The organism is Pseudomonas duriflava (assembly GCF_007830155.1).
GTDB lineage: Bacteria > Pseudomonadota > Gammaproteobacteria > Pseudomonadales > Pseudomonadaceae > Chryseomonas > Chryseomonas duriflava.
The window spans coordinates 81,957-106,012 of the sequence record NZ_VLKY01000007.1; the positions used below are offsets into that span (position 1 = coordinate 81,957).

General features: G+C 54.4%; 26 protein-coding genes and 1 riboswitch. Of the genes, 6 read left to right on the top strand and 20 right to left on the bottom strand.

Annotated features, from left to right (window positions below; all coding sequences use genetic code 11):
- The 7 genes from cobU to cobO are packed head-to-tail and all read right to left on the bottom strand — an operon-like array spanning position 1 to position 6,446.
- Positions 1–516 (bottom strand): bifunctional adenosylcobinamide kinase/adenosylcobinamide-phosphate guanylyltransferase, encoded by a 516-nt coding sequence (gene cobU, locus IQ22_RS11515; RefSeq protein WP_145141885.1) that lies wholly within the window; start codon positions 514–516, stop codon positions 1–3.
- Positions 504–1,970, bottom strand: coding sequence for a cobyric acid synthase (locus tag IQ22_RS11520; RefSeq protein WP_145141887.1), 1,467 nt, complete (start codon positions 1,968–1,970; stop codon positions 504–506). The genes cobU and IQ22_RS11520 overlap by 13 nt, the downstream gene beginning before the upstream one ends.
- Positions 1,967–2,956: a threonine-phosphate decarboxylase CobD gene (gene cobD, locus IQ22_RS11525; protein ID WP_145141889.1), complete on the bottom strand. Its 990-nt coding sequence runs from the start codon at positions 2,954–2,956 to the stop codon at positions 1,967–1,969. The genes IQ22_RS11520 and cobD overlap by 4 nt, the downstream gene beginning before the upstream one ends.
- A complete protein-coding gene (gene cbiB / locus IQ22_RS11530; protein WP_145141891.1) occupies positions 2,949–3,857 on the bottom strand; it encodes an adenosylcobinamide-phosphate synthase CbiB in 909 nt (302 codons plus the stop codon). Before cbiB ends, cobD begins: the two co-directional genes overlap by 8 nt.
- Positions 3,854–4,513 carry a 5,6-dimethylbenzimidazole synthase gene (bluB, locus tag IQ22_RS11535; protein ID WP_145141893.1) on the bottom strand — a complete coding sequence of 220 codons (660 nt, stop codon included), beginning with the start codon at positions 4,511–4,513 and terminating at the stop codon, positions 3,854–3,856. The genes cbiB and bluB overlap by 4 nt, the downstream gene beginning before the upstream one ends.
- Positions 4,510–5,811, bottom strand: coding sequence for a cobyrinic acid a,c-diamide synthase CobB (locus IQ22_RS11540; RefSeq protein ID WP_145141895.1), 1,302 nt, complete (start codon positions 5,809–5,811; stop codon positions 4,510–4,512). The genes bluB and IQ22_RS11540 overlap by 4 nt, the downstream gene beginning before the upstream one ends.
- Positions 5,808–6,446: a cob(I)yrinic acid a,c-diamide adenosyltransferase gene (gene cobO, locus IQ22_RS11545; protein ID WP_145141896.1), complete on the bottom strand. Its 639-nt coding sequence runs from the start codon at positions 6,444–6,446 to the stop codon at positions 5,808–5,810. Before cobO ends, IQ22_RS11540 begins: the two co-directional genes overlap by 4 nt.
- Positions 6,447–6,563: 117 nt before the next feature.
- Positions 6,564–6,771, bottom strand: a riboswitch (cobalamin riboswitch).
- A gap of 174 nt (positions 6,772–6,945) precedes the next feature.
- On the opposite strand from cobO, the gene IQ22_RS11550 reads away from it, so the two are divergent.
- Positions 6,946–7,305, top strand: coding sequence for a YggL 50S ribosome-binding family protein (locus tag IQ22_RS11550; protein ID WP_145141898.1), 360 nt, complete (start codon positions 6,946–6,948; stop codon positions 7,303–7,305).
- Positions 7,306–7,498: 193 nt separating this feature from the next.
- Here the strand turns inward: IQ22_RS11550 and IQ22_RS11555 are convergent, their stop codons facing one another.
- The gene (locus tag IQ22_RS11555) at positions 7,499–8,473 is read right to left on the bottom strand and encodes a restriction endonuclease (protein ID WP_145141900.1); all 975 of its coding nucleotides are present in this window, start codon (positions 8,471–8,473) and stop codon (positions 7,499–7,501) included.
- 425 nt (positions 8,474–8,898) lie between these two features.
- Between IQ22_RS11555 and IQ22_RS11560 the strand changes: the two genes are divergently transcribed.
- Positions 8,899–9,768, top strand: a complete 870-nt coding sequence (locus IQ22_RS11560) for a metallophosphoesterase family protein (protein WP_145141902.1) — start codon at positions 8,899–8,901, stop codon at positions 9,766–9,768.
- Between the two features lie 3 nt (positions 9,769–9,771).
- Here IQ22_RS11560 and IQ22_RS11565 read toward each other — a convergent pair whose 3' ends face one another.
- From IQ22_RS11565 to IQ22_RS11575, 3 genes are read right to left on the bottom strand one after another with little or no spacing between them, the layout of a single operon-like run.
- Positions 9,772–12,024: a xanthine dehydrogenase family protein molybdopterin-binding subunit gene (locus IQ22_RS11565; protein ID WP_145141904.1), complete on the bottom strand. Its 2,253-nt coding sequence runs from the start codon at positions 12,022–12,024 to the stop codon at positions 9,772–9,774.
- Complete coding sequence (locus IQ22_RS11570) at positions 12,021–12,500, bottom strand: (2Fe-2S)-binding protein (protein WP_145141905.1); 480 nt, start codon at positions 12,498–12,500, stop codon at positions 12,021–12,023. The genes IQ22_RS11565 and IQ22_RS11570 overlap by 4 nt, the downstream gene beginning before the upstream one ends.
- A 9-nt stretch (positions 12,501–12,509) precedes the next feature.
- Positions 12,510–13,676, bottom strand: a complete 1,167-nt coding sequence (locus IQ22_RS11575) for a c-type cytochrome (protein WP_145141907.1) — start codon at positions 13,674–13,676, stop codon at positions 12,510–12,512.
- A gap of 796 nt (positions 13,677–14,472) precedes the next feature.
- Here IQ22_RS11575 and IQ22_RS11580 point away from each other — a divergent pair.
- The gene (locus IQ22_RS11580; RefSeq protein WP_145141909.1) at positions 14,473–14,973 is read left to right on the top strand and encodes a hypothetical protein; all 501 of its coding nucleotides are present in this window, start codon (positions 14,473–14,475) and stop codon (positions 14,971–14,973) included.
- Between the two features lie 36 nt (positions 14,974–15,009).
- Here IQ22_RS11580 and IQ22_RS11585 read toward each other — a convergent pair whose 3' ends face one another.
- From IQ22_RS11585 to ttcA, 6 genes are all read right to left on the bottom strand, one after another.
- The gene (locus IQ22_RS11585; protein ID WP_145141911.1) at positions 15,010–15,330 is read right to left on the bottom strand and encodes a hypothetical protein; all 321 of its coding nucleotides are present in this window, start codon (positions 15,328–15,330) and stop codon (positions 15,010–15,012) included.
- A 78-nt stretch (positions 15,331–15,408) separates the two neighbouring features.
- A complete protein-coding gene (locus tag IQ22_RS11590) occupies positions 15,409–15,945 on the bottom strand; it encodes a C40 family peptidase (protein ID WP_145141913.1) in 537 nt (178 codons plus the stop codon).
- Positions 15,946–16,014: 69 nt separating this feature from the next.
- The gene (locus tag IQ22_RS11595; protein ID WP_425298857.1) at positions 16,015–16,617 is read right to left on the bottom strand and encodes a C40 family peptidase; all 603 of its coding nucleotides are present in this window, start codon (positions 16,615–16,617) and stop codon (positions 16,015–16,017) included.
- Between the two features lie 96 nt (positions 16,618–16,713).
- Positions 16,714–17,475 carry an NAD-dependent protein deacylase gene (locus IQ22_RS11600; RefSeq protein ID WP_145142224.1) on the bottom strand — a complete coding sequence of 254 codons (762 nt, stop codon included), beginning with the start codon at positions 17,473–17,475 and terminating at the stop codon, positions 16,714–16,716.
- On the bottom strand, positions 17,475–18,146 hold the full coding sequence (locus tag IQ22_RS11605; protein WP_145142226.1) for a DNA-3-methyladenine glycosylase I: 672 nt from the start codon (positions 18,144–18,146) through the stop codon (positions 17,475–17,477). The genes IQ22_RS11600 and IQ22_RS11605 overlap by 1 nt, the downstream gene beginning before the upstream one ends.
- Positions 18,147–18,160: 14 nt before the next feature.
- Positions 18,161–18,985 carry a tRNA 2-thiocytidine(32) synthetase TtcA gene (gene ttcA / locus IQ22_RS11610; protein WP_145141916.1) on the bottom strand — a complete coding sequence of 275 codons (825 nt, stop codon included), beginning with the start codon at positions 18,983–18,985 and terminating at the stop codon, positions 18,161–18,163.
- 100 nt (positions 18,986–19,085) lie between these two features.
- On the opposite strand from ttcA, the gene IQ22_RS11615 reads away from it, so the two are divergent.
- Both IQ22_RS11615 and IQ22_RS11620 read left to right on the top strand, forming a co-directional pair.
- The gene (locus IQ22_RS11615; protein ID WP_145141918.1) at positions 19,086–19,700 is read left to right on the top strand and encodes a DNA-J related domain-containing protein; all 615 of its coding nucleotides are present in this window, start codon (positions 19,086–19,088) and stop codon (positions 19,698–19,700) included.
- Positions 19,701–19,784: 84 nt separating this feature from the next.
- Positions 19,785–20,285 (top strand): SprT family zinc-dependent metalloprotease, encoded by a 501-nt coding sequence (locus IQ22_RS11620; RefSeq protein WP_145141920.1) that lies wholly within the window; start codon positions 19,785–19,787, stop codon positions 20,283–20,285.
- 55 nt (positions 20,286–20,340) lie between these two features.
- Here IQ22_RS11620 and IQ22_RS11625 read toward each other — a convergent pair whose 3' ends face one another.
- On the bottom strand, positions 20,341–21,672 hold the full coding sequence (locus IQ22_RS11625; protein ID WP_145141922.1) for a dicarboxylate/amino acid:cation symporter: 1,332 nt from the start codon (positions 21,670–21,672) through the stop codon (positions 20,341–20,343).
- A 401-nt stretch (positions 21,673–22,073) separates the two neighbouring features.
- Here IQ22_RS11625 and IQ22_RS11630 point away from each other — a divergent pair, with 401 nt between their 5' ends.
- The gene (locus tag IQ22_RS11630; RefSeq protein ID WP_145141924.1) at positions 22,074–22,781 is read left to right on the top strand and encodes a 4'-phosphopantetheinyl transferase family protein; all 708 of its coding nucleotides are present in this window, start codon (positions 22,074–22,076) and stop codon (positions 22,779–22,781) included.
- Positions 22,782–22,831: 50 nt separating this feature from the next.
- Here the strand turns inward: IQ22_RS11630 and IQ22_RS11635 are convergent, their stop codons facing one another.
- Together IQ22_RS11635 and IQ22_RS11640 are read right to left on the bottom strand one after the other, a co-directional pair.
- A complete protein-coding gene (locus tag IQ22_RS11635) occupies positions 22,832–23,050 on the bottom strand; it encodes a hypothetical protein (protein ID WP_145141926.1) in 219 nt (72 codons plus the stop codon).
- 179 nt (positions 23,051–23,229) lie between these two features.
- Entirely contained in the window at positions 23,230–23,829 is a 600-nt protein-coding gene (locus IQ22_RS11640; protein ID WP_145141928.1) for a tRNA-uridine aminocarboxypropyltransferase, read from the bottom strand.
- Between the last annotated feature and the right edge of the window lie 227 nt (positions 23,830–24,056).

Genomic DNA, 24,056 nt, shown 5'->3' on the forward strand with positions numbered 1-24,056 from the left:
TCAAGCTCCTTTGAGCGTCATTGGCAGACCCGCCACGGTTAGCACGACATGTTCACAGCGCTCAGCCAGGGCTTGATGTAACCAACCGGCTTCGTCGACATAACGGCGAGTCAACTCGCCCATCGGTACAACACCCAAGCCGGTTTCGTTACTGACCAGAATAATCCGCCCCGGTAGCGCAGGCAGGCAGTGGAGTAGCGCCTCGCGCTCTCGGGAAAATCGCTCGGCATCGTCGAGCATGAGCAAATTGGTCAGCCACAAGGTAAGGCAATCGACCAACAGGCAGCGCTCAGGAGACGCCAGGGTCTCTAGCGTTCCAGCCAGACACACAGGTTCCTCCACCAACCCCCACTGGGCTGGCCGCCGCCCGGCATGCAGCGCTATTCGGGCCCGCATCTCGTCATCATAGGCCTGCCCCGTAGCGATATAGGTCACCGCAAGACCCGACTCACTGGCCAGCCGCTCGGCCAGTCGGCTCTTACCTGAGCGGGCGCCGCCCAGGATCAACTCTCGCATAAAGGCACTCCACATAGTTGTTTCAGACGCGCTGTATCAAGGTGCTGCTCGATCAAGTCAGCCAGTCGCTCTAAATCACGCTCGCGCAAGGCGCGATAGTCGACCCGCTCGACCTGTTCCAGCCCTGCCCAACGCAACAACGTTATACAGGCCTCTGGCGATTCAAATAAACCGTGCAGGTAGGTGCCCATGACCTGTCCATCAGCACTACAGACGCCATCACTTCGGCCGTCATCCAGCATGATCAAGGGCTGCTCGAGCGCAACACCTTCGGTCACGCCTGCATGTATCTCATAACCACTGACAGGCAACCCTGACAAGCGGAACCGCCCTGTGACATTGCACAACTGCTTTTCCGCAGCAAGCGTGGTATGGATATCCAGCCATCCCAGGCCAACACTGGTACCCGGCTCTCCTTCGAGGCCGAGCGGATCGCTTACCGTCATGCCGAGCATCTGATAACCGCCACAGATGCCGAGAAGTTTTCCGCCATAACGCAAATGGCGCCGGATAGCTGTGTCCCATCCTTGCGCCTGAAGAAATGCCAGGTCACTTCGTACGCTTTTCGAGCCAGGCAGAATGATCAGGTCAGCCGCTGGTAACGGCTCTCCCTGGCGAACAAACACCAGCTCAACCTGAGGATGAAGGCGAAGCGGGTCGAAATCGGTATGGTTGCTGATACGCCGAAACACCGGGACGACAACTTTCAGCACATGCCCCTGCTTGACCGCTTGCCGCGTGTCGACCGCATCCTCTGCCTCCAGATGCAGGTCATGCACATACGGCAAGACACCCAAGACCGGTTTTCCCGTACGCTGTTCAAGCCAATCCAGCCCGGGCTTGAGTAACGCGATATCCCCCCGAAAACGATTGATGACAAAACCGGCGACACGCGCCTGCTCGCTTTCGCTAAGTAGCTCAAGCGTACCGACGAGATGAGCGAAAACACCACCGCGGTCAATATCAGCAACTAGGATTACCGGGCAATCGACGCCTTCGGCGAAGCCCATGTTCGCAATATCACCCTCACGCAGATTTATTTCCGCAGGAGATCCCGCACCTTCTACCAGCACTACATCGTATTGATTTTCCAGGCGAGCATGAGAAGCCAACACAGCCTCCCGGGCGATGCGCTTGTAGCCGTGATAGGTTTTGGCATCCATCGTCGCCACGGCGCGCCCGTGAATGATGACCTGCGCCCCGATATCAGTATTGGGCTTGAGCAAGACCGGGTTCATGTCCGTGTGCGGCTCGATTCCACAGGCCTGCGCCTGAACGGCCTGTGCACGACCGATCTCGCCGTGGTCAGCTGTCACGGCACTGTTAAGCGCCATGTTTTGCGGTTTGAAGGGCGCCACAGCCACGCCCTTGCGTTTCAGCCAGCGGCACAGGGCCGCTACCAATGTGCTTTTACCGGCATCAGACGTGGTGCCTTGTACCATCAGGGTTGTCATGATCTGTCCTTATAACCATGCAGGGCCTGCTCAAGTCGAGCCCAATCAGCCTCAGCGCTTGGCAAGCCAAAGCGCAGCCCCGATAGTGCGGGGAATAAACGGGTTAGAATTGCTCGCTGAGCCAGATGCTTATGCAGTGCTTCAGCTCCCTCATCCAGCCACCAGCAGAATAGGCCACATCCGCTCGTTGGAATCACACCATAGCGCTGAAGCAGTGCGGAAAGCCTTTGACTGCCCTGTTCAAGCTGCTCGCGTTGCCAAGCATGTCCGCTCTGATCCAGCAGAATCATTCGTGCCACGGCGCGGGCCGGCCCGCTGACGGCCCAAGGTCCGAGCAACTTTTGGAGGCGAGCAAGCAAGGCATCTGGTGCCAATACGAAACCCAGGCGGATTCCGGCTAATCCGAAGAACTTGCCAAAGGAGCGCAGGACAATCAGACCTGGGCGATGGGCATAAGCACTTAAACTGTATGCAGGCGTGAGATCCATAAAGGCCTCGTCCACTACAAGCCAGCCGCCCCGCTCCGCCAGCCGAGCCTGCCACGCCATGAGCGTTTCAGGTGTCAACAGGCGGCCCGTCGGGTTGTTAGGGTTCACCAGCACAAGCGCATCCAGGCTATCCAATGCGACGTCAACTTCATCGTCTCGAAGTGGAACCACTTGATGCCCCTGGCGTCGCCAGGCCTGTTCATGTTCCGCATAACACGGTGTCAAGAGGCCAACCCGTCCTGGCAATCGTAATGCAGGTAACGCCTGGATGGCCGCCTGCGAGCCGGCGACGGGTAATAGTGACAAGGCGCCATAATATTCACGTGCAGCAGCCTCCAGGCCATCCTCGTCTTCGGGCAGCCGCGCCCAGGCCGACAGGGGGATTTCAGGAATAGGCCATGGCGTTGGCGCCAGACCGGTTGAAAGGTCCAGCCATTGTTCCAAGGGAATACCATACTGTTGCGCAGCCTTACGCAGGCGACCACCGTGCTCAAGCACTGAGCAGCCCTCCTATAACGATCAGCACAACCCAGAGCACAACGCCTCGCCGCACCATCAGCAGGGCCATATCGATACTGTGCGCCGTGGGGAGACGGCCAAGCCCTAGAACGGGGCGATCATGCAGCTCACCCTGATAACGAGCCGGCCCACCCAACTGGACTTCCAGCGCACCGGCCCCTGCCGCCATGACAGGACCAGCATTCGGGCTATCCCATAACGGCGCCTGGGTTCGCCAGCAGTGAATCGCCGCGCTGAAGTTTCCTAATAGGGCATACGTCAAAGCCACCAGCCGGGCTGGAAGATAGTTCAGCACATCATCTATCCGCGCAGCAGCCCAACCAAAGCGCTCGAAGCGCTCGTTACGGTATCCCCACATGGCATCCAGTGTATTGGCAAGCCGATACAACACCACGCCTGGAGCCCCTAGCAGGGCAAACCAGAACAGCGCTGCAAAGACGGCATCACTGCCATTTTCCAGAACCGACTCGGTACCTGCACGCGCCACGGCCGTCTCATCGAGATCAGACGTTTCACGGCTTACGATATACCCGACACGCCGCCGCGCCACCTCCAGATTATTGCGGCGCAAGGCCTGGGCAATCGGCGTCGCATGCTCGCCCAGGCTTTTCAGGCCCAGCGCCAGATACAAGGCCAGCGCTTCGAACATCCAGCCCAGATAAGGGATGTTAACCAGCATGACGGACACCATTACCCAGGGCAAAACCGCGAGGCACCAGGCTGTCAGCCCATGGCTACGCCACCCACGGCCACCCGGATTGAACCGGCGCTCCAGTGCACTTGCCCAGCGCCCGAACGCTACTAATGGATGGGCGCGCCGGGGCTCACCGAACAGTGTGTCCAGCAGCACGCCCAGACACGTCATAATGGCCAGACTCATGGCGTTGTGCGCTCCTGCCCCCAGCGATTTTCGTAGACCAACTCGTCCAACGATCGGGGTGTACGCCACCCTTCTTCGACCAACATAGGCTGCTCATAGAACCGCTCGACAGGGCCAAGGCATAGAATTGCTACAGGCTGACTTCCAGTGGGCATGCCGAGTACATCGGCAACCGCTACAGGATCAAACAGCGAGACCCACCCCATACCAAGCCCTTCGGCCCGGGCTGCCAGCCACAGATTTTGAATGGCACAGGAAAGCGAGGCCAGATCCATCTCCGGCAGCGTACGACGCCCAAAAACATGTGCCTCGCGGCCCTCCATGAGCGCGGCCACCAAAACCTCTGCGCAGTCGCGTAAGCCTTCGACCTTGAGGCGCATGAACTCATCGCTGCGTTCACCCAGGGCTTCGGCAGTACGTACCCGCTCGGCCTCGACCAAACGATGCAGCTCAGTGCGCAATTCGCCGTCTGTAATGCGCATAAAACGCCACGGCTGCATCAACCCTACACTAGGGGCATGATGAGCGGCGCTGAGCAAACGCAGCAGTTGCTCATCCGGTACATGTCCGCCACAGAAATGGCGCATGTCACGGCGTTCCGCGATGACGCGATAAACAGCCGCCTGCTCGGCGGAACTAAAGGCATGTTTGTTCATGGTTTTAACAGAGCTGCTGCCGCTTCTGGAGCGGAAGGCATATAGAAGTGAATATAACTAGCCGTCAGCCTACCCTGCTGGAAGACAGCTTCCGCTGTAGCCTTGCCATTAGGACAGACGCCTCGCCAGGTCGGCTCCAAAGGGGACTGTAAGGAAGAATGATGATAGGTATGCCCTCGCAGCGTACCCGCCTCGAACGCGACACTTTGCAACGCAAGGGCCGTCAGCCGGGGCTGCAATACCGCTTCGCCCGGCAACAAACCAACCATGTTGCCCCGCGTGCCAGCCTTGTCCATCAAACCATCAAGCAGGTAAAGCATACCTCCGCACTCGGCTAAAATGGGCTTGCCTGCAGCATGATGAGCCCTGATAGCGGCCTGCATAGGCTCATTGCCCGCAAGCGTCTCCAAATGCAGTTCTGGATAACCGCCCGGCAGATACAGGCTATCGACCTCTGGGAGAACATGATCCGTGAGCACTGAAAAGAAGCGCACTTCGGCTCCCATGGCACGCAACAGATCGAGGTTGGCCTGGTACAAGAAGGACAGTGCCGCATCGCGGGCTACGCCAATTCTTACATCAGCCAGAAGCGGGGCTGCCTCGGATACAACAGGCGCCTGGAAAAGTACCGGATCTGGTAGCGAAGTATCGGCACTGGCCGCCAGGGCATCCGCTGCCGCATCCAGTCGAATGTCCAGATCAGTCAGCTCATCGGCCTGGATCAGGCCCAGATGCCGGCTCGGCAGTTCGATAGCCGTCTGCCGCGGCAAAGCGCCATACCAACGCATACCTTCCGGCAGGCTGGCTTTCAGCAATTCGGTCTGCCGTGCACTGGAGCCCCGATTGGCCATAACCCCCGCAAATGGCAGATCCGGTTGATAGTGAGCCAGGCCGTAGGCCAGAGCCCCAAACGTCTGCGCCATGCCGGTCGCTTCGATGAGCCCCAGAACGGGCACCCCAAAATGCCGAGCCAAGTCCGCACTGGAGGGCGTCCCATCAAACAGGCCCATCACACCTTCAATCATAATCAAATCCGCATCGCCAGCCGCCTCCCAGAGCAGCCGGCGACTTTCCGCCTCGCCCACCATCCATAAATCAAGTTGGTAGACCGGCGCACCGCTCGCTCGAGCAAGGATCATAGGGTCGAGGAAATCTGGTCCGCACTTGAAAACACGAACCTTACGGCCTTGCCGTACATGCAAACGGGCCAGCGCTGCCGTCACGCTGGTTTTCCCTTGTCCTGATGCCGGAGCGGCTATCAACAGAGCTGGACAATGACGATCCAATGACGCATTCAAAATTCGATTCCTTTCTGGGCGCGAATACCGCTCTGGAAGGCATGCTTTACCAGACTCATATCACTAACGGTATCAGCTGCTTCGATCAGTGCCTGTGGCGCGCCACGCCCGGTCACCACAACGTGCTGCGTCAGAGGCCGGTTACGCAAATCCTCCAATATCTGGTCAACATCTAGGTAACCATGCTTGAAGGCAATATTAAGCTCATCCAGAACGACCAGGGCGATACCCGGGTCATTGAGCAGCTCCACCGCCACCTCCCAGGCCTTGCCTGCGGTCTCAATATCTCGTTGACGGTCTTGAGTTTCCCAGGTGAAGCCTTCACCCATCACGTGATAGCGCACTTCCTCAGGGAAACGCTTGAAAAACAATTGCTCCCCGGTACTGACGCGCCCCTTAATGAACTGCACCACGCCCACCTTGAGCCCATGCCCCAATGCACGAGCAACCATGCCAAAGGCCGAACTGCTCTTGCCTTTACCGATTCCGGTATTAACCAGCAACAGGCCACGTTCGCTCTGAGCATTAGCAATACGCTCATCCATAACAGTTTTCTTGCGGACCATGCGCTCGCGGTGGCGCTCATTACGCGCTTCGGCGTTCGTCGCTGCGACATTTTCGGGGGTATCGCTCATGACGCTCTCCTTCAGGCAGGGACTGAGGCGAACGGAAGGATCCGACTGTGAAAGTCAGACACAAGGCACGACGAACGACGCCATAAAGCACCGTGCGACGATCAATGCCCTCCGCATTGCCGTGTAACGCTCGAGGCCGGTCTCCGGGCTCGTGAGGGGATCGCTCCTCGACCACGCCTTCCCAGGCGAACAACCCAGTGGCCCGTGTGGTCTTCACTCACTTACCGTTGCGGGGGCAGCGCCGGCTTTTACCGGCTTCCCTGTTTCACCTCGTCATTCCACGTCCAACGTCGGAACGCAAGGCACCTCGAACAGGGGCGCAGGTTACGGCCAAGCCTGCGGAGCGTCAACGTGATCGAACCTGATTGAACATCCAGCCTTGCGCCTGATTGTCACAATTGATAGCCATGCTGGGATAAGGCAGTGATAATGCACCGCTTCTCCAGCCGCTCGCCCTGCAAACGGCTGACCTCGATTCATCCAGAAACAGGTTCCCTACATGTCCGACACCACCGCTATCGATCCACGCCTGAGCCGTATGAAACGCCGCCTGCGCAAAAAGCTTTATCTGGGTGAATTCCAGGAACTGGCATTTGAGCTCAAGGCTGACTTCAAACAGACCCTCGAAGACCCGGAACTCGATGCGTTCCTCGAAGCCTTTATCGACTTTATCGAATCGCGCGACCTGGATTACGTCGGCGGTTTCGGTGAGACCTGGATCGAAGGCACCATCATGGCCTCCAAGCGCTATCACTCACCTAGCGAAGAGGACCGGCAGGTATTGACCGACTGGCTCAAAGCACGCAGTGAAGTAGCCAGCGCCACGGCTAGCGACCTGTACGACGCCTGGCACTATTAAGCCAATGATCAGCCTTCCAGTGGGCAAAGGCTGATCGTTCACACCGCGACTCAGTCAGCTGAGCCGCGGTGTGAACATGGCGGACGGCCTCACCATCATGCAATACCACGCCGCAGAAATGTAATGTGACGTTCTGCCTGATTCGTAAAGCATACTTCAGCTATACGAGCCTAGAACGTAACCACTAGATCCATCAGGCAGCAGGCCAATAAATCCGTGTTAATGGCACCAGCGATTTGATTTCCAGGTCAAGCGCTTCGTAATGCACCAGAAGCATCTCGACCAACTGGTCCATGTCCATTAGAGCCAGTAGCGGACCCGCTCGCTCTGACTCATACAAAGCCTCCTGGCTAAAGCCGCAGGTACTCACAAACAATCCTTTGTCGTCGATCTTCAATTGCTGACAAAAATGGCGCAGCGCATCACTGCCAATGATTCCCCTGCGATGCCTGACGACAACCTTGATATAAGGCGGACGTAATCCCAGCCCATCCTGGGAAGCCTCGATATCGAGACCTCGCTCGAATAACCGGCCAGCCTTGGTTACAAACCCCATCGCCCGTAGTAATCCAGCCACGATCTGAATGACCTGATCTTCAGCCAAGCGGTCGATACGATCGGCGATGAGCTCTTTGGCCTGAAGCTCCATGTCCTGCCGAGCATGCAGCAACGTCTCGACCTCTTCGCCACCGCGATTGTCCGTATCGCCACGGCTCAAGGCGTCAAGCTGCTGCCAAAGGTCGCTACGTACAGCACATCCTTGCAAGGCGCCCAAGGCATTTCGTGTAGTAACGCTCAAATTGGCCCGAGGAATCTGCGCATACCACTCGACTTGACGTAGATTGGGCCACTCCTCGCACTCCAAGGGATCATAGCAATAACTACTGGTCACATGCCCTAGCCAGTACTGGCGGGTGGCATGATCATAGACTACCACCGCATCACCTACTTCGATGTCATGGCTCAGCGTCTTCAGGACTCCAGCCCAGCGATCAAGCAATGACTCAGGGTGATGAGAACAATATTCAGAAAGCTTGCTTTTGATGGATTCAGTATCGGGATAGGCTCGCAAGTCACCCAATTTAGGCCACCCCAACGCTAGGACACCACGCCGCAAGGCCTCATTGAGCGCGCGCCCTTCTACCTCGATTTTCCACGCTTGGCTCATAGCTCATGTCTTTCCAATAATCTGAAGCCGGACGAATTTTGCTTGACCTAGTCGACTGCAAACTCTGACGAGACATAGCCTGTTCAGGATAATGAAACATTGCCTAGCCCAGAATAAGGCTTGGCCGGACATTAATGCGTTATGAGACTATAGGAATTACCGTCCTATTGCTCCGACAACAAGCGTTAACAATGTGAGCCTTCAATTTTGAGACTTTCATTGCACACACCATACTTACTACATCACAAATTTCCCCTGTGGTGCCACCGAAGAGGCTTTAGCCCAATCCATACCGCACCGTCTACCTTGGGAACCCTGGAGCGGCTCTGTTAGGCTTCCGCTCTTTACCAACAGCATGACGGCCTTTATCGAATTATTCCTCGTCCTTGGCGGTCGTAACCTGACAGCTGATCTACAAGACATCCATGACTACGACCATTCTGCACATCTCCGACACACACTTCGGCACAGAACAGCCACTTGTTCTAGAAGCCCTAGAAAACCATGTTCAGGAGCATGGCGCCGATATTCTAGTGCTCTCTGGAGATATCACCCAGCGTGCTCGACGGGCACAATTCGAGGCAGGCCAAGCCTATGTGCAGCGTCTGGAATCCCATGGAATCCCTACCACCCTGGTAATTCCCGGCAACCATGACATCCCCCTGTACAATCTATTTGCTCGCTTTACTGCACCTTATGCCAATTACAAGCAGCATTTCGGGGAAAATCTGGAGCCGCTCTTCGAAAACGATCAGCTTTTGATAATAGGCCTCAACACTACCCATCCTACACGGCGCAAAGATGGCGCCGTGACGCCAAAGCAAGTTGAGCGCGTGGCAGAACGTCTTATCCGTACACCCGCGCATAAACTACGCATCGTAGTTGCTCACCAACCGTTTGGTGCCATGGAAATGTCGGACTTAAGCAATCTGCAAGGCGGCGCTGAAGAAGCGTTATCCATCTGGGCAGATGCCGGCCTGGATTTGGTCATGGGTGGACATATCCATCTGCCCTACGTATTGCCCTTGCGAAATCAGTATCCGGATCTTTCACGTGAAGTCTGGATTGTTCAGGCCGGCACAACCCTTTCGTCCCGCCTCCGCGGAACGGCACCAAACTCGTTCAATCGCCTTACCCTGACAGATACTGCCCATAAATGCGTAGATGTAGAGCGCTGGGACTTCATTGAGGGATGCTTTGTTGTTGCTGAACGGTTCATGCTGAGCTGGCATTCGAACAAGGAAGCACTTGAAACGGAACGCCACGAAGTTCTCATCCCCGGCGGCCAGCAGTAACCCTTAGGCCAGCCTTTCCCTTGCCTCAGCCAGACGCTGGCGAGTCAGCGGTACCTGCCGCAGCCGAAGGCCCGTAGCGTTGTAGACGGCATTAGCGATTGCCGCCGGCACCGCTGCAGATGTCGCCTCGCCAGCTCCCACTGAGGGCAGGTTCGGCTGATCCAACAGCACAATGTCGATTTCCGGCGTTTCATGAAAGCTGAGAATCGGACAAGTATTCCATTCCAGACTCGTTACCCCTGTAGGCGTGAAAGTTACTTCCTGCTTGAGCACACGAGCCGTGGCCTGAATGACGTTTCCCTCAATCTGGTTTTTGACCCCGTCGGGGTTAACGATCAATCCACAATCATGGGCGACCGTGACACGCTGGACTCGAATACCGGCCTCGCTCACCTCAACATCGGCAATCACGGCCACATAGGCATTCTCATTTTCATATTGAACAAAGGCGAGACCTCGCCCTTGCGTAGACTCGCCACACCATGCTTTAGCCTGTACAGGCTGAGGAACCCAGCGGGCCTGCTCGGCTACAGCGGTTAATACGGCACGAGCACGAGCGTCTTGCAAGTAACGCAAGCGAAATTCGAGCGGATCGACATGGGCAGCGAAAGCCATTTCATCCATGAAGGACTCATTGGCGAAGGTATTTGCCACAGCCCCGAGCCCTCGCAGTGCGGAAGGCCGCAGGGGGGAGTCGAGCGGCTTGATCCAATGTGTTTCGACACGACAGTTTACAAGGGTGTAATTGAGCGGGGCATTGCGGTTGCCGCCACCCTTTTGGCCCTTGAGCGGCACACCGCGAATTAGCTGTCCGGCCAGTAGACCCGCCGCCCCTGTCCGAGCATTAGGTCGCGTTAGGTGCGTAGGCGTCCAATTTTGAAAATGCCAAGCAACTAGATCACCTGTTGCATTCAGCCCGCCCTTTACACGCATGATCATGGCAGGCCCTTTTGGATTCCAACCATGCTCATCAGCACGCGACCATTGAACCCGTACCGGACGTCCGCAACGCTTGGATAGCCAGGCAGCATCAGCCGCCGCATCGTCAGCTCCGTTATGCCCATAGCAGCCGGAAGCCTGGGTATAAATCACATGAACAGCGGACTCCTGCATTTCCAAGAGATCTGCCAAGGCACTGCGCAGGGCATAGACACCTTGCGTACCTGACCAGATAGTTGCCTCATCCTGACGCACATCAGCTAGCGCGCAAGAAGGGCCAATAGAATCATGATTTTGATAAGGCCAGCGATACTCTGCCTCTACGATGCGTGCCGCCTGTGCTAGCTGCCCAGCGGCATCACCGTGGTCCACCTGAACCTCAGGCTTTTCGGCCATATACTTCAGGCGGTCATATAAGTCACCAGGATTAGGCAAAGTGGAGGTATACCCCCACGTGACGCGCAGCGCGTCGGCCGCTTGCATCGCTACCCATTCATCCTCGGCCACTACACCAATGAAGTTACCTTCGTAGATAAGACGAGCTCCGGCAGGCAAGCGACTGGCATCAATATGTGCGATTGAAAGCCCATCCAACCGGCTCGCTCCGGTAATAGGGGGCCGAATTACGCGGCCATGCATCATGCCGGGCACACGAATATCATGCATATACTGAAAGTGCCCAAAGACTTTGGCAGGAATATCGAGCCGTGGTAAGGATTTACCTACTACCCGAAACGCTTCAGGAGCACGCTCATCAACCTGAGGGTTCACCGGGCGTTCAAAGGACCTGCCCGCCACCAGCTCCGCATAGGTAACGTAGCGCTCGGCGGAATCGCCTGGGTACATCACCCGCCCTTCGACCGTGTCCAGTACCGAAGGATCCACCCCCATCCGGCGGGCCCCTTCTTCAAGAAGGTACTGTCGAGCACTGGCGGCCGCACGACGAATCTGAGCACCGCCAACCTGAATGGTCTTGCTTCCAGCAGTAATGCCTTGGTTAGGTGTTAACCAGGTATCCCCCTGCACCAGAGACACCGTCTCGAATGAAACACACAATTCCTCTGCCGTTATCTGGCACAACGCGGTTTTTACGCCTGTCCCCAATTCAACCTTGCCACTGTAAAGAACAATGCGACCATCATCTCGAATGGCCAACCAGGCATCGAGCGCATGAATATCAAGCGTCTTTTGTACGGCTTCGACAGGCAGGTCAGGGGCTAGAACTTGAGCGGCTAAAGAACGCGTAAGGCTAAAACCCACAATCAGAGCGGAGCAACCTTGCAGGAAATTTCGGCGGGACAGTCGACAATCAATCATGTCGACTGTCCCGCACGCAGCATCGTTGCTGCTCGCTGAATAGCGCGTACGATTCTTACATGAGTCCCGCAACCGCATAGGTTACCCATCAAAGCCAGCTTGATCTCCTCGCTGGTAGGAGAGGGGTTCGTCATCAGCAGCGCATGTGCAGTCATGATCATGCCGGAAATACAATACCCGCATTGAACCGCTTGCTCGTCTATAAAGGCTTGCTGCAAGGGATGCGGCGCATCTGATGTGCTAAGCCCTTCCAGTGTGGTAACAGCTTGTCCTGAAAACGAAACGACTGGCACGCAGCAGGCACGTACAGGCTTACCCTCAACCAGGACGGTACAAGCACCACACTCACTCAATCCACAACCAAACTTGGGACTTGTAATACCCACTATATTACGTAATACGTAAAGAAGAGGCATTTGTGGGTCAGCATCTACCTTATGCGTGATTCCATTTATTGTCAGGCTAAGCACGGTCACACCCCCTCCTTACTCTTCACGCTGTGCTGCAACATCACTAGGCGTGAATGTTGTCGTATGTCCACCGAATCGCCGACCTATATAAGTAGCCAGATCAGCAATCTGAGCATCACTCAAAACATCCCGATACGCCGGCATGAATGCCTCATCATTAGCACCACGCCGCTGAAGCCCTTCGAGCATGACGCGGATCAGATTAGTACCCTTGGGATCACGGACGGCTGAGTAATTGGGGAAAGAATAAAGGTATGCCCCCCCCATTCCATTTCCGCTTGGATGATGACAGCTTTCACATAGAGCATTGAAAAGCCTCTCGACGGGGGCATCTTCCGCACGACTGGCCGCACCGCTGATTTCCGAGCGTGCCGGAACAGCACCTGGCTGAGCAGGCAGACTACGTAAATACGCGATAATGGCCTGAAGATCTTCTTCCTTTAAATAACGCAGGCTATCGCTGACCACTTGAGCCATAGGCCCTCCAGCCACGGCTTCACCGCGTCGATGGCCATTACGCAGATAATCCAGCAGCTTTTCGTCGCTCCAGGCACCGATACCACGTACGTCTGGCGTAATATTCCAGGCCGTCCAGCCTTGCTGAGTAGCGCCAGCTAGATGCCTCGATTTGTCGAGACCCTGATTCCAAGTACGAGGCGTATGACACTCACCACAGTGTCCTAGAGCCTCGCTCAGATAGGCCCCCCAATTGACCTGCTCATCCGATGAGATTCTATTAAACCGTCCCTCTCGAAAGTTCACCAGCTTCCACCCCTGGATCAACCAGCGCTGATCATAAGGGAACCGCAAGTCATTAGCAGGTGGCCGATAGGTTACAGCTGGCCTTGAGCGGAGATAGGCACGAATGGCCAACACATCGTTACGAGACAATTTCGTGTAAGCCGTATAAGGAAAAGCAGGATACAAGTGCTGGCCGTCAGGACGGATACCTTCGTGCATTGCCCTCAGAAACTGTTCGTCGCTCCAGGCACCAATACCGGTAAGGTTATCGGGCGTGATGTTGCTTGAGTATAAGGTCCCAAAAGGTGTCTTGAACGGCACCCCCCCCGCAAAGGGCAAACCATCCTTTCGCGTATGGCAGCTTTGGCAATTACCAGCCCGCGTCAAATACTCACCGCGCTGTGCATCTGTAGCGAAACCATTATTCGCCCAGACTGCCATACTCGTTAGCATCATCCACAACACAGGCAAAGCGCTATATAGCAACCGCCATAAGAATGGGCATAGCCCCATTGGCTGTCGTCCTATTTTTAATGTTTTCTGTCTCGAATCATCCTTCGAGACGACAGCTGCACAATGACATAACTACGATAAAGCATACCAGGACCGACTAGCAAAACAGCCGGAGCCGACCTTAGATCAAATCTCAAAAGATAAATTCCCTACATTCTTTAATAAGGTTTAAGAACATAGCTTATCGTCAAGCAACTCCCCGCCTGTCACTCAGTTGCTTCCCAAGCAAGCCCGACTGGAAAAACACCTACCCTTATCCATAGCCTGCCGAATACCTCAGGCTAAACCTGTCTTGCCTTTCTTTATCCCGAACACGGCTTAAACGTAATCATTTACCGGCCACCTATCACTCTATCCTTATAACAAGACCGATAGGGTTAAATGGCTAACAAAACTTCTCATCTTCGTAAACACCTATGATTTCTAGCGACCTTATATACCTGAAAAAAGCGTACTTATTTTATTTCTACCCATAATGCTATTACCTATGTTTAGCCAGCACTGATATGACAGCGAGCGGAACTCCGTGCGCACCATGTAAGGCTGGTATTACCATGACTAAATTTATCATTTGCTATAGCTCTGATATCTAAGCACTAGACTGTCATTCTCCCGTCATACGCATAAGATTTACCCAGTCTTTACCCAACCTAAACCTACCCCCTGCTTCAAATTGGTATGTTCATATCGGAACAGACTTGAACGTTAAGTCAAGGAGAAGGTAATGAGCATTTCAACCATTAAACGCCTAGCGATCATCTTGTTAGCCACGAGCCTATCCAGCACGGCTTGGGCAGAGCCACCTCGCGGCCCAGGCTGGAAAGAAGGCCGTCCAGGCCATGGCCCTGCGTTTAACCCAGGCCCACGTCATGGACACGGACTGCCTAATTTTGCCCGCGAGGTCTGGATTGGTAGTACCCTTTACTTTTTGGCCGCTGGTACGTACTACGCCTGGAACGCTAATCAGCAGCGCTATGTCGTGGTCCAGCCACCGCCTGTACCTGCCACGGTAAGCAGCCAGACCTATGATGTCATTGCCTATCCCGCACGCGGCCAAACCGTAGAACAACAGGGACAGGACCGCTACGAGTGCCACAAATGGGCCGTAAGCCAAAGTGGCTTCGACCCTGCTACAGCCAACACGGCCCCTCCAGTTACAAGCAGCGAATATTATCGACGCGCTCTGACAGCCTGCTTGACAGGCCGTGGCTATAGTGTGAACTAATCCACTGACTAAAGCTGGCTGGGTGCGTACTGCGTCCTAGCGTTTCGGTACGAATCCAGCCGGTTTGCGTGACAGCCATTCGACGAACAATCGAATGCGTTCATCTTCCATCAAACGTTCCCGATTGTTGTATACCAGCGCTAATTCCTTCTCAGTGAACGTAGCATGAATATGGCTATGGCAAGGGCGACAGATCCACAGCGTGGCCGTAATCCGCTCCGTACGCCCAAAGCGCTTCTGTACGTAGGGCTTGTCATGAAGAGATTTAGGAATCAGGTGATGCCGCGTTAGAGGAGTCTGCCGCCCACATAGCTCACAAGTATCAGGCTGGGGCGGGAGACGAATTGCTTCTGGCATGGCATCTGGCAAGACAAAACAGGTTTCCTTTCAGATACCCGGGACTTACAGGAGTTCGTACCCTACCGACCGACTGCCTTAAGGAGCGCTGCTAGCTAGATTCGACGTGACCAAAACACGCTTGGCATTCAGGTAAGCCTTTTGCCAATAGCGACTGTCGAGGCTATCAAGCCTGACGGTACCACCGGAGCTGGGCGCATGAACGAAACGCCCTTCTCCAACATAAATACCCGCATGACTGACTTGCTTGCCGCCTGCCGTTGCAAAGAACACAAGATCGCCCGGCTGGAGAGATGCCCGCGCAACGGATGGCGTGTTCAGGTTGATCATGTCATGGGTCGTACGAGGAAGACGAATACCCATGACATCTTGATAGACAAAGTTGATCAGACCGCTGCAATCAAACCCCCCCGCCGGCGTGTTGCCGCCGTAACGATACGGTGTCCCTACCAGCCCCAATGCCCGAAACAGAACATCGTCTGCTGCTTGAGAATAGGTATTCGGTACAGACATGGGCGCGGCGGGCTGAGGCGACACGACCGGCGGAGAATTCCCCACGCATGCAGTCAAGAGAGCTACGACACCGATCAGAGCAAAACGCATGAGAGCAGACATAGGGCAATCCATTTGGTTTTACGCTCCGCATTCGAGCCCGCTTACGACCATGACGGACCCAAAGCGCCGTCAATGCAAGATACGCTTGCCTTCAAGAAAGCTGACCTTCCAATAACGGTCATCCAGATTGTCTACTCGAACGCCTCCACTGCGACGGCTTGATGAATGAATGAATTTACCATCCCCCATATAGATACCGGCATGACTGACTCGACCACGCCCGTTATGGTTGAACAGCAAGATATCGCCCGGCTCCAGATCGGCTTTGCTTACGACCGGAACATCGAGATTGATCATTTGCCGCGTAGAACGAGGTAACTGGATACCGGCTTCTTCACGGAACAGGTAGCTGACAAAACCACTACAATCAAAGCCTTTGAGAGTGCTGCCACCACTCCGGTAAGGCGTTCCTAGAAGCTCTTCGGCACGACTGATAATGCTATCGGCCAGTACGGGCATGGGCGGGGTAGAACCTACTTCCTGCTCCCAGTCCAACACCTTATGAGTATTACCGCCCTGACTCGATCTAGAGTCCCGCTGAACAGACTCTTGCTGCGAGGATGCAGACTGGACCGAGGCGTCTTTAATGACTGATTCGCTCAGGCCGGCCTGATCAAAAGAGTGTGGTGCATTCGCACAAGCAGCCAACACGAAAATAAAACTAAGGGGCACGAGGGGTGCTAAGCGAGTCCGTAGCATGGGCACAACCGTGTCAAATTCCAAAAGTTGCGACACTTTGCCGACTCGCTTCACAGCTGGCAAGTTTTTTTAATCACATATGTGACTTAAAACTATTGGCAAAACGTCTACGGCCCTTTCTTGAAGCCTGATCGTGACAGCAGCACTCAAATCAGTCATAGCGGGATTTATTTCAGCGACAAAACCTCCGCTTTGGAGCGTGTGGAGTACGGGCTCGACAATATAGGGGAAGCTGGCTGTTGTTCCGACGAGCACTATCGCATCAAACCCTAAGTTGATTTGCTGCACCAACCGAGCAAGCGCCTCGGCAGGTAAAGCCTCTTCGAACAAGACAACAGATGGCCGTAAAATACCACCGCAGCGGTCACACCGAGGCGGTAATGGATAAGCCAGGACCCTGGAAAAAGAGACGTCGCCATAGCCGCAAACTGAGCAATACACAGGCGCCAGATCACCATGAATTTCGATCAGACGATCCACCGGCGATCCGCTACGCCGATGAAAGCCATCTATATTCTGAGTCAGCACCCAACACTCTGATTTACGTTGCTGCAAGGCAGCGATTGCATAATGCCCGTCGTTCGGCTCAGCGTTGAGGCATCCGCGTGCCAGTTCCGCCAAGTATTTCCAGCAAACCTCTGGACGCTTGCGCAGCATAGGCCCCGAAAGCGCTGACTCAATAGGAATACCCTCTTCGGTCAAACCGTTGTATAGCCCGTTCAAACCGCGATAGGTTGGCAATCCCGAGTCTGCCGACAGCCCAGCGCCCGTAATGATCAGTATCCGCTGTGCACGGCTGAGTTCGCGAGCAACTACCTGCCGTGCATCCATCAGTGATTTACCGTATGCGCCAGCATTACGGAAAGCTGGCATAACGGACGCCCGCTTTCGTGTCGCCATTGATTAAACGCTTCTTGCATTGCAGCTCGATCGCGCTGACTGGTCGGGTCTTTGTCTAAAATTTTTTGGGCCTTGAGTGCCGCTACAACATCCTGTGTAGGAATAAACGTATCCTTGCCAGCCATACGCAGAAACCGTGGCGCTGAGAGACCACCCAGTTGATTGCCACGTTTACTCAGCAGATGCCATAGCCCCACAATATCGTCGACTGGCCACTCGGCAAGGAACACGCCAAAGCGATTATATTCTTGGCGAATATCCAATATAAGCTGAGCATTATGCGGCACGCTTTTTAGCTTTCCCAGATGCCGGATGATCCTGGTGTCCTGCATCAATCGTTCTAACCGCTCGCCGCCCATCAGCACGACCTTTTCAGGGTCGAACCCAAAAAATACCTCCTCGAAAGCTGGCCACTTAGAATCGACCAGACTGTGCTTCAGCCCAGCACGAAAAATCCGGCGCGTCAGGAGTGACAGATAACGATCATCCTCGACCTCTGCCAATACCTTCGCATCAGCTGGACGCGGCAAAACTGCCTCCAGCGCCTGGCTGGAGCCGAAGCGCTGGAGGCAGAAATCATGAAGCCAGGCATAATCGCGCATGGGCATACAACTAGTCACAGATTCATGACATCAAGGAAACGCGGCGTCGCGTCTTCGTCAATACGCAAATTCACAAAGTCAAACAGATTTCGGTCGGCTAACTGGGAGGGGACCACATTTTGCAAAGCCCTGAACATAATCTCGGTGCGACCGGGCGACTTACGCTCCCATTCTAGTAACATTTCCTTCACGACCTGACGCTGCAGGTTTTCCTGCGAGCCACACAAGTTGCAAGGAATGATCGGGAAGGCCTTGAGCTCAGCGTACGCCTCGATGTCCTTTTCGCTGCAGTAGGCCAATGGGCGGATTACAACGTTACGTCCATCATCGGCCAGCAACTTAGGAGGCATGGCCTTAAGAGTTCCGCCATAAAACAGATTTAGGAAGAACGTCTCGACGATATCGTCGCGGTGATGACCGAGCGCCATCTTAGTCGCCCCTATTTCATCCGCGTAGGTATAAAGCGTACCGCGACGCAGGCGCGAGCAGAGCGAGCATGTCGTCTTGCCTTCAGGAATCTTTTCCTTGACGATCGAGTACGTATCTTTTTCGATGACGTGATAGGCAATTCCGAGAGATTCCAGATACGCCGGCAGGACATGTTCTGGAAAGCCAGGTTGCTTCTGGTCCATATTGACCGCCACGATCTCAAACTTGATCGGTGCGACCTTTTGCAAATACAACAGGACGTCGAGCATGGTATAGCTATCTTTGCCCCCGGACAGGCAGACCATGACTTTGTCACCATCCTCGATCATGTTGAAATCGGCGATGGCCTCGCCTGCCAGGCGGCGTAGACGCTTCTGCAGCTTATTCTGATTGACCGAAAGGGTACCCATGGATGAATCCAGATATGGAAATGCGAAAAAAGGATCATTTTACGCATAAAGCACGCTTTCCCCTACCCCACCCTGCATCAACGGTCGAGCGGTGCGCACTATGACGTCGTCTCTTTCCCTACCCAACGAATCGTTTATCGAGCACGTATATAGGCTGCTTCGCTCTGCGCCGGCCGGCCTGTCAGAGTATGACCTAATCCAGCGGCTACGAGCCGAACAATCGCCCTATGTACCTCAAGTAGCCCTGCTCGATAAGTTGGTTCTATTCCGCACTCATTTTACCGTTTTCAATGCGCTGTATATCTTACGTGACCGGCTATGGGCTGACGCCAGCGCACACCTCGAAATCAGCCCCCTGCGCCTCCAACTTCAGGATTATCGCCGCGCCCAGCCCGGCCTGGTTGTTGCCGACCCGTTGCGCAGTTATTACTTGGATATCGATCAATTGAACAGCACCACTCTGGAGGATGTGGAAGCGCTTCTCGAGAGCTTTTGGTCCCGCTATCACGAAGGTGATGAAATCAAACACGCCTTGTCCCTATTCGACCTGGACAAGTCAGCCAGCTATAGCGAGATTCGTCAGCGCTATCGTCAACTGGTCAGCCTTCATCATCCTGACCGTGGCGGCAGCACGGAGCGATTGCAGTCCCTGAATGGCGCCATGGAAGCACTCAAGCGTCATTATGCACGCAGCGGTACATTACAAAGTTTTTGATCGCTTTTTGAACGACCAGTCAGCGGCTAGCATTGGGCCTGCCGGCACTTTGTTTCATAATTGTGCCGCCGAGGAGATTTGCGCATGGCTGAAGCCCTTTTAGCTCGAGTCGAGGCTTGCTTTCAGCGGGCCGAACAGTATTTCAAAAGACCCTTCACCCGCGCACAGGTCAGCCTACGCCTGCGCGGACAGAGGGCAGGCGTGGCCCACTTGAATGAAAACCTACTGCGCTTTAACGAGACACTTTATCGGAACAACCAGGAGCACTTTCTTAAGCAAACGGTGGCACACGAAGTAGCTCATCTAGTCGCTCATCAATTGTTTGGTATGCGAATCAAGCCGCACGGAGAAGAATGGCAGAACATTATGCGTGCCGTTTACGGCCTGGAGCCGAACCGCTGCCATACGTATGAAATCGAACGCCCTTCCCGCACGGTCTATCTTTATCGTTGCGGCTGTCAGGACAGCCCATTCCCATTTACTGCGCGACGCCATAGCCTGGTTACTAAAGGTCAGCGCTATTCTTGTCGCCGTTGCCGTTCGCCATTGAGTTATACCGGCCAGACTCGTCTAGAGCAGAACTGAAATAAAAAAGCCCGCCAAAAGGCGGGCTTTATAGATCATCCATAGAGCAGGAAAATCAGGCGACTTTCTGGGCCTCCTCTTCCTCAATCTTAGTCGGGCCATTCGCCAACTCACGGCGCAAGGTATCTTCGTCGAGCTGCTTGCACCATTTGGCCACAACGATCGAGGCCACACCGTTACCAATCAGGTTGGTCAAGGCACGCGCCTCAGACATGAAGCGGTCAATACCCAGGATTAACGCCAGGCCAGCTACAGGCAGATGCCCTACAGCAGACAACGTGGCCGCCAGAACAATGAAGCCACTACCCGTTACGCCTGCAGCACCTTTCGAAGCGATCAGCAATACCAGCAGTAATGTGATCTGGTGCGTGATATCCATAGGCGTATCCGTGGCCTGGGCGATAAAGACTGCCGCCATCGTCAAATAGATGGAAGTTCCGTCCAGGTTGAAGGAATAACCGGTTGGGATAACGAGGCCAACAACCGACTTTTGACAGCCTAGCTTCTCCATCTTGGCCAGCATGCGTGGCAGAGCGGACTCAGAAGAAGACGTACCCAGAACAATCAACAACTCTTCACGGATATAGTTGATGAACCGGACGATGCTGAAGCCATGCGCACGGGCAATAGCACCCAGCACGATCAAAACGAACAGTGCGCATGTGATGTAGAAGCACAGCATTAGCTGACCAAGCTGGACCAGTGAGCCCACACCGTACTTACCGATAGTAAATGCCATGGCACCGAACGCACCGATAGGCGCCACCTTCATGATTACATTGATAATAGTAAAGAAGATGTGCGAAATACGATCGATGAACTCGAACACCGGGCGCCCGCGATCACCTAGCCGATGCAGGGCGTAACCGAACAGCACAGAGAAGAACAGAACCTGAAGGATTTCACCATTGGCAAAGGCGCCTACTACGGTTCCCGGAATAACATTCATCAGGAACTCGACGGTGCTCTGCTTCTCACCTGCAGCGGCATAGGCAGCGATACCCTTGGTATCCAAACTGGTCGGATCGACATGCATGCCGACTCCCGGCTGCGCCAGGTTCACGACCACCAGACCGATAACCAGGGCAATAGTCGATACGATCTCGAAGTACAGCAAGGCATAGCCGCCGGTTTTTCCTACGGCCTTCATGCTTTGCATGCCAGCGATACCGGTTACAACCGTACAAAAGATAATCGGTGCAATGACCATCTTGATCAGCTTGACGAAGCTATCGCCCAGCGGCTTAAGCGCGGCTCCGGTATCAGGATAGAAATGGCCAACCAGAATACCAATAGCGATAGCGACAAGAACCTGAAAATAGAGGGTCTTATACAATGGCGGTTTAACGGCAGAGCTTACTAAAGTCGTTTGAGTAGTAGCTGTCATGGGTATCGAGTCCATGGTGCTTACGCTCACATCCTTGCGAGACGCCAAGCAAATACGTTCACTCTCTTATCCGGAGAGCTTTTTGTGGATCGAGTATCAACTCGCTCTTACCCATGACAAAGCAACCGGCGTGCCATTTTTTAAAAAATCTATAAACTCTTTAGCTATCAATAAGTTAATGCAGAAACGTTCTTCTATTACTTGGTTTTTAGGCGGATAGCCGCCTCGAATGGCGGATATCCCCCTTTCAGTCAGGTGGATATCCGCCCTGCATTGCTGACATCAAAAACTTAATGTTTAAGAACCTGAGTTAACTCGAGTGACGCGTCATTGTTGTAGATTCCACTACGACAGCCTGAACCATCCTGACTGGTCCCTAGCAAACTAAAGACAATAGCGACATGACATTCATACCTGCGTATTGCACACCTCTTGATGCTTCATGGCCTTTTCCAGTTCGGCTCTCGGACGTGGCTCTGTATTCGGTTGGCTTTGATCCAACGCGTCTCGTTGACAGTGACTTTATGAATTCAGGCATTGAACCTCCCCCTACACTTCAACGCGCTGTTCCCAAGCGACGCAGCGAATTTCTGGCTGGACGGTTATGCGCACGAACTGCACTGCACGCCCTCACTGGGGAACCTCATGTACCTGAAATAGGAGAAGACCGGGCACCGCGCTGGCCGAGAGGAACCTGTGGCTCCATTACTCATAGCGCAGGCTGGGCAGCTGCCCTCGCAGCACGAACCAAGCATTGGCAAAGTATAGGAATGGATACCGAAATCCTATTATCCTCCGAGCGTTCACTGCGCCTGACGGATGAAATCCTCACGCCTAGTGAAAAAACCTTACAACACGAGGCCAGCGATCCTTATTGGGTGACACTTGCCTTTTCGCTCAAGGAAAGTTTGTTCAAGGCGCTTTATCCGCTTACTGGAGTACGGTTCTACTTTCAGGATGCTGAAATAATCCACTGGACGCCAGACGGCGTGGCCAGGCTTCGCTTGCGTACCTCACTCTCAACACAATGGTCGGCTGGCTGTGAACTGGAGGCCTGGCATGTTCTGCAGGACAACAGAATTATAAGTCTGATAGCCGTGCCGGCCTGATTTTTGATTGATAAAAAACGGAGCCTTATAGCTCCGTTTATCTGGCGTCGTCAGATGGACATCCCACTTCTGGCATCAGCGATTGGCGTAGGCGGAATAGGGTCAGGAACCGTAGGCTCACCTGGCTCGATGGGCTGGGAAGGCGGTGTTACTGGCTCGGTGGGAACACCGGGCTCGATGGGCTGGTCACCGCCGGCCTGGATAGGAGTGAAGGCCAGAATGCTTCCATCTTCCTCCACTTGTCGTACTAACTGGATATTCAAGGTCATCGCTTGTTTCCTTCGTCGACCGGTCATACCGGATGTTTACCGGGTATAACAATAGAACCCAGCCAGTACAGGAAATTCAGATTTTCAGGTAACTGGCCTACCACGGCTTACAAGCGCTATCTGCCAAAACCCTACCACTCCTCATCCTGCCGCAGCGAGTGCCAGCTGTATAACAGCCGTTACGGCTGTATTTCATGGTTACGCCTGAAGGTTGCCTGCCCCATCGCTTCTATCTGTCCGTCGATCAACGCCTCAAACGGCAGAAGCAGCGTATCGAACCGATTCGGTGCTTCTAATCCATTTAACGTATGGACTATAGCCTCCAGCGTAGCCAAGGCACCAGCTTCAGGTGCCTTGCGCAACCGGTAGCGTGACGTCAGCCCTTGTGGCAGAGAAAGTCGTGGCAATGCGGCCAATATAGGATTGCAATGAAGAAGCTTGCGAGCCTTGCGCCAAGTACCATCTGGCACTATCAATAACCGGGGTAGCGACTCCGGCCGCTGCGCCGCCGCTTCCAACTCAAGCGCCTGCTCCCCCGGAAAGAGCAACCAGGGCGAATAATCTCGCCAGTACTGCTCAAGCCCATCAAAATTCTCACCTATCAACAACTCGCTGTTCACCAGCCCTAGGGCCGCTAGGCGTGCTGTATTCAAGGCATGCCGAGTTTCGTCGGGATGCTGCAGAATCAGGACTCGTGTAATGCTCTGCAACCGGGGTATCAGATTGCACAGGCAATAGTTCTGCGGACGCAAGCATTGGCTACAGCGTTGGCGAGGCATAAGTAATTTCGCAGTGGATATGGCGCTTATTTTACCCTTCGATCTTTCGCTTGGGCATTTTCAATCAGCCATCAAGTTACACAGCCGAATCGTAAGGGCGTACTGAGATACCAGCCACGTACCTCGACCACATTCAGGTTATACGAATTTCCAGAATGCCTGGTATACCCAGCGAAAGCTCCAATCCTGGCCGCACTGAACCGATTAACGCCCTGGCAGAAAAGTTT

Excerpts from the sequence above, each read along its gene's own strand:
- cobU (WP_145141885.1), bottom strand. The coding sequence starts at position 516 with ATGCGAGAGTTGATCCTGGGCGGCGCCCGCTCAGGTAAGAGCCGACTG.
- IQ22_RS11520 (WP_145141887.1), bottom strand. The coding sequence starts at position 1,970 with ATGACAACCCTGATGGTACAAGGCACCACGTCTGATGCCGGTAAAAGC.
- cbiB (WP_145141891.1), bottom strand. The coding sequence starts at position 3,857 with ATGAGTCTGGCCATTATGACGTGTCTGGGCGTGCTGCTGGACACACTG.
- bluB (WP_145141893.1), bottom strand. The coding sequence starts at position 4,513 with ATGAACAAACATGCCTTTAGTTCCGCCGAGCAGGCGGCTGTTTATCGC.
- cobO (WP_145141896.1), bottom strand. The coding sequence starts at position 6,446 with ATGAGCGATACCCCCGAAAATGTCGCAGCGACGAACGCCGAAGCGCGT.
- IQ22_RS11550 (WP_145141898.1), top strand. The coding sequence starts at position 6,946 with ATGTCCGACACCACCGCTATCGATCCACGCCTGAGCCGTATGAAACGC.
- IQ22_RS11555 (WP_145141900.1), bottom strand. The coding sequence starts at position 8,473 with ATGAGCCAAGCGTGGAAAATCGAGGTAGAAGGGCGCGCGCTCAATGAG.
- IQ22_RS11560 (WP_145141902.1), top strand. The coding sequence starts at position 8,899 with ATGACTACGACCATTCTGCACATCTCCGACACACACTTCGGCACAGAA.
- IQ22_RS11565 (WP_145141904.1), bottom strand. The coding sequence starts at position 12,024 with ATGATTGATTGTCGACTGTCCCGCCGAAATTTCCTGCAAGGTTGCTCC.
- IQ22_RS11575 (WP_145141907.1), bottom strand. The coding sequence starts at position 13,676 with ATGGCAGTCTGGGCGAATAATGGTTTCGCTACAGATGCACAGCGCGGT.
- IQ22_RS11580 (WP_145141909.1), top strand. The coding sequence starts at position 14,473 with ATGAGCATTTCAACCATTAAACGCCTAGCGATCATCTTGTTAGCCACG.
- IQ22_RS11585 (WP_145141911.1), bottom strand. The coding sequence starts at position 15,330 with ATGCCAGAAGCAATTCGTCTCCCGCCCCAGCCTGATACTTGTGAGCTA.
- IQ22_RS11590 (WP_145141913.1), bottom strand. The coding sequence starts at position 15,945 with ATGTCTGCTCTCATGCGTTTTGCTCTGATCGGTGTCGTAGCTCTCTTG.
- IQ22_RS11600 (WP_145142224.1), bottom strand. The coding sequence starts at position 17,475 with ATGGATGCACGGCAGGTAGTTGCTCGCGAACTCAGCCGTGCACAGCGG.
- IQ22_RS11605 (WP_145142226.1), bottom strand. The coding sequence starts at position 18,146 with ATGCGCGATTATGCCTGGCTTCATGATTTCTGCCTCCAGCGCTTCGGC.
- ttcA (WP_145141916.1), bottom strand. The coding sequence starts at position 18,985 with ATGGGTACCCTTTCGGTCAATCAGAATAAGCTGCAGAAGCGTCTACGC.
- IQ22_RS11615 (WP_145141918.1), top strand. The coding sequence starts at position 19,086 with ATGACGTCGTCTCTTTCCCTACCCAACGAATCGTTTATCGAGCACGTA.
- IQ22_RS11620 (WP_145141920.1), top strand. The coding sequence starts at position 19,785 with ATGGCTGAAGCCCTTTTAGCTCGAGTCGAGGCTTGCTTTCAGCGGGCC.
- IQ22_RS11625 (WP_145141922.1), bottom strand. The coding sequence starts at position 21,672 with ATGACAGCTACTACTCAAACGACTTTAGTAAGCTCTGCCGTTAAACCG.
- IQ22_RS11630 (WP_145141924.1), top strand. The coding sequence starts at position 22,074 with ATGACATTCATACCTGCGTATTGCACACCTCTTGATGCTTCATGGCCT.
- IQ22_RS11635 (WP_145141926.1), bottom strand. The coding sequence starts at position 23,050 with ATGACCTTGAATATCCAGTTAGTACGACAAGTGGAGGAAGATGGAAGC.
- IQ22_RS11640 (WP_145141928.1), bottom strand. The coding sequence starts at position 23,829 with ATGCCTCGCCAACGCTGTAGCCAATGCTTGCGTCCGCAGAACTATTGC.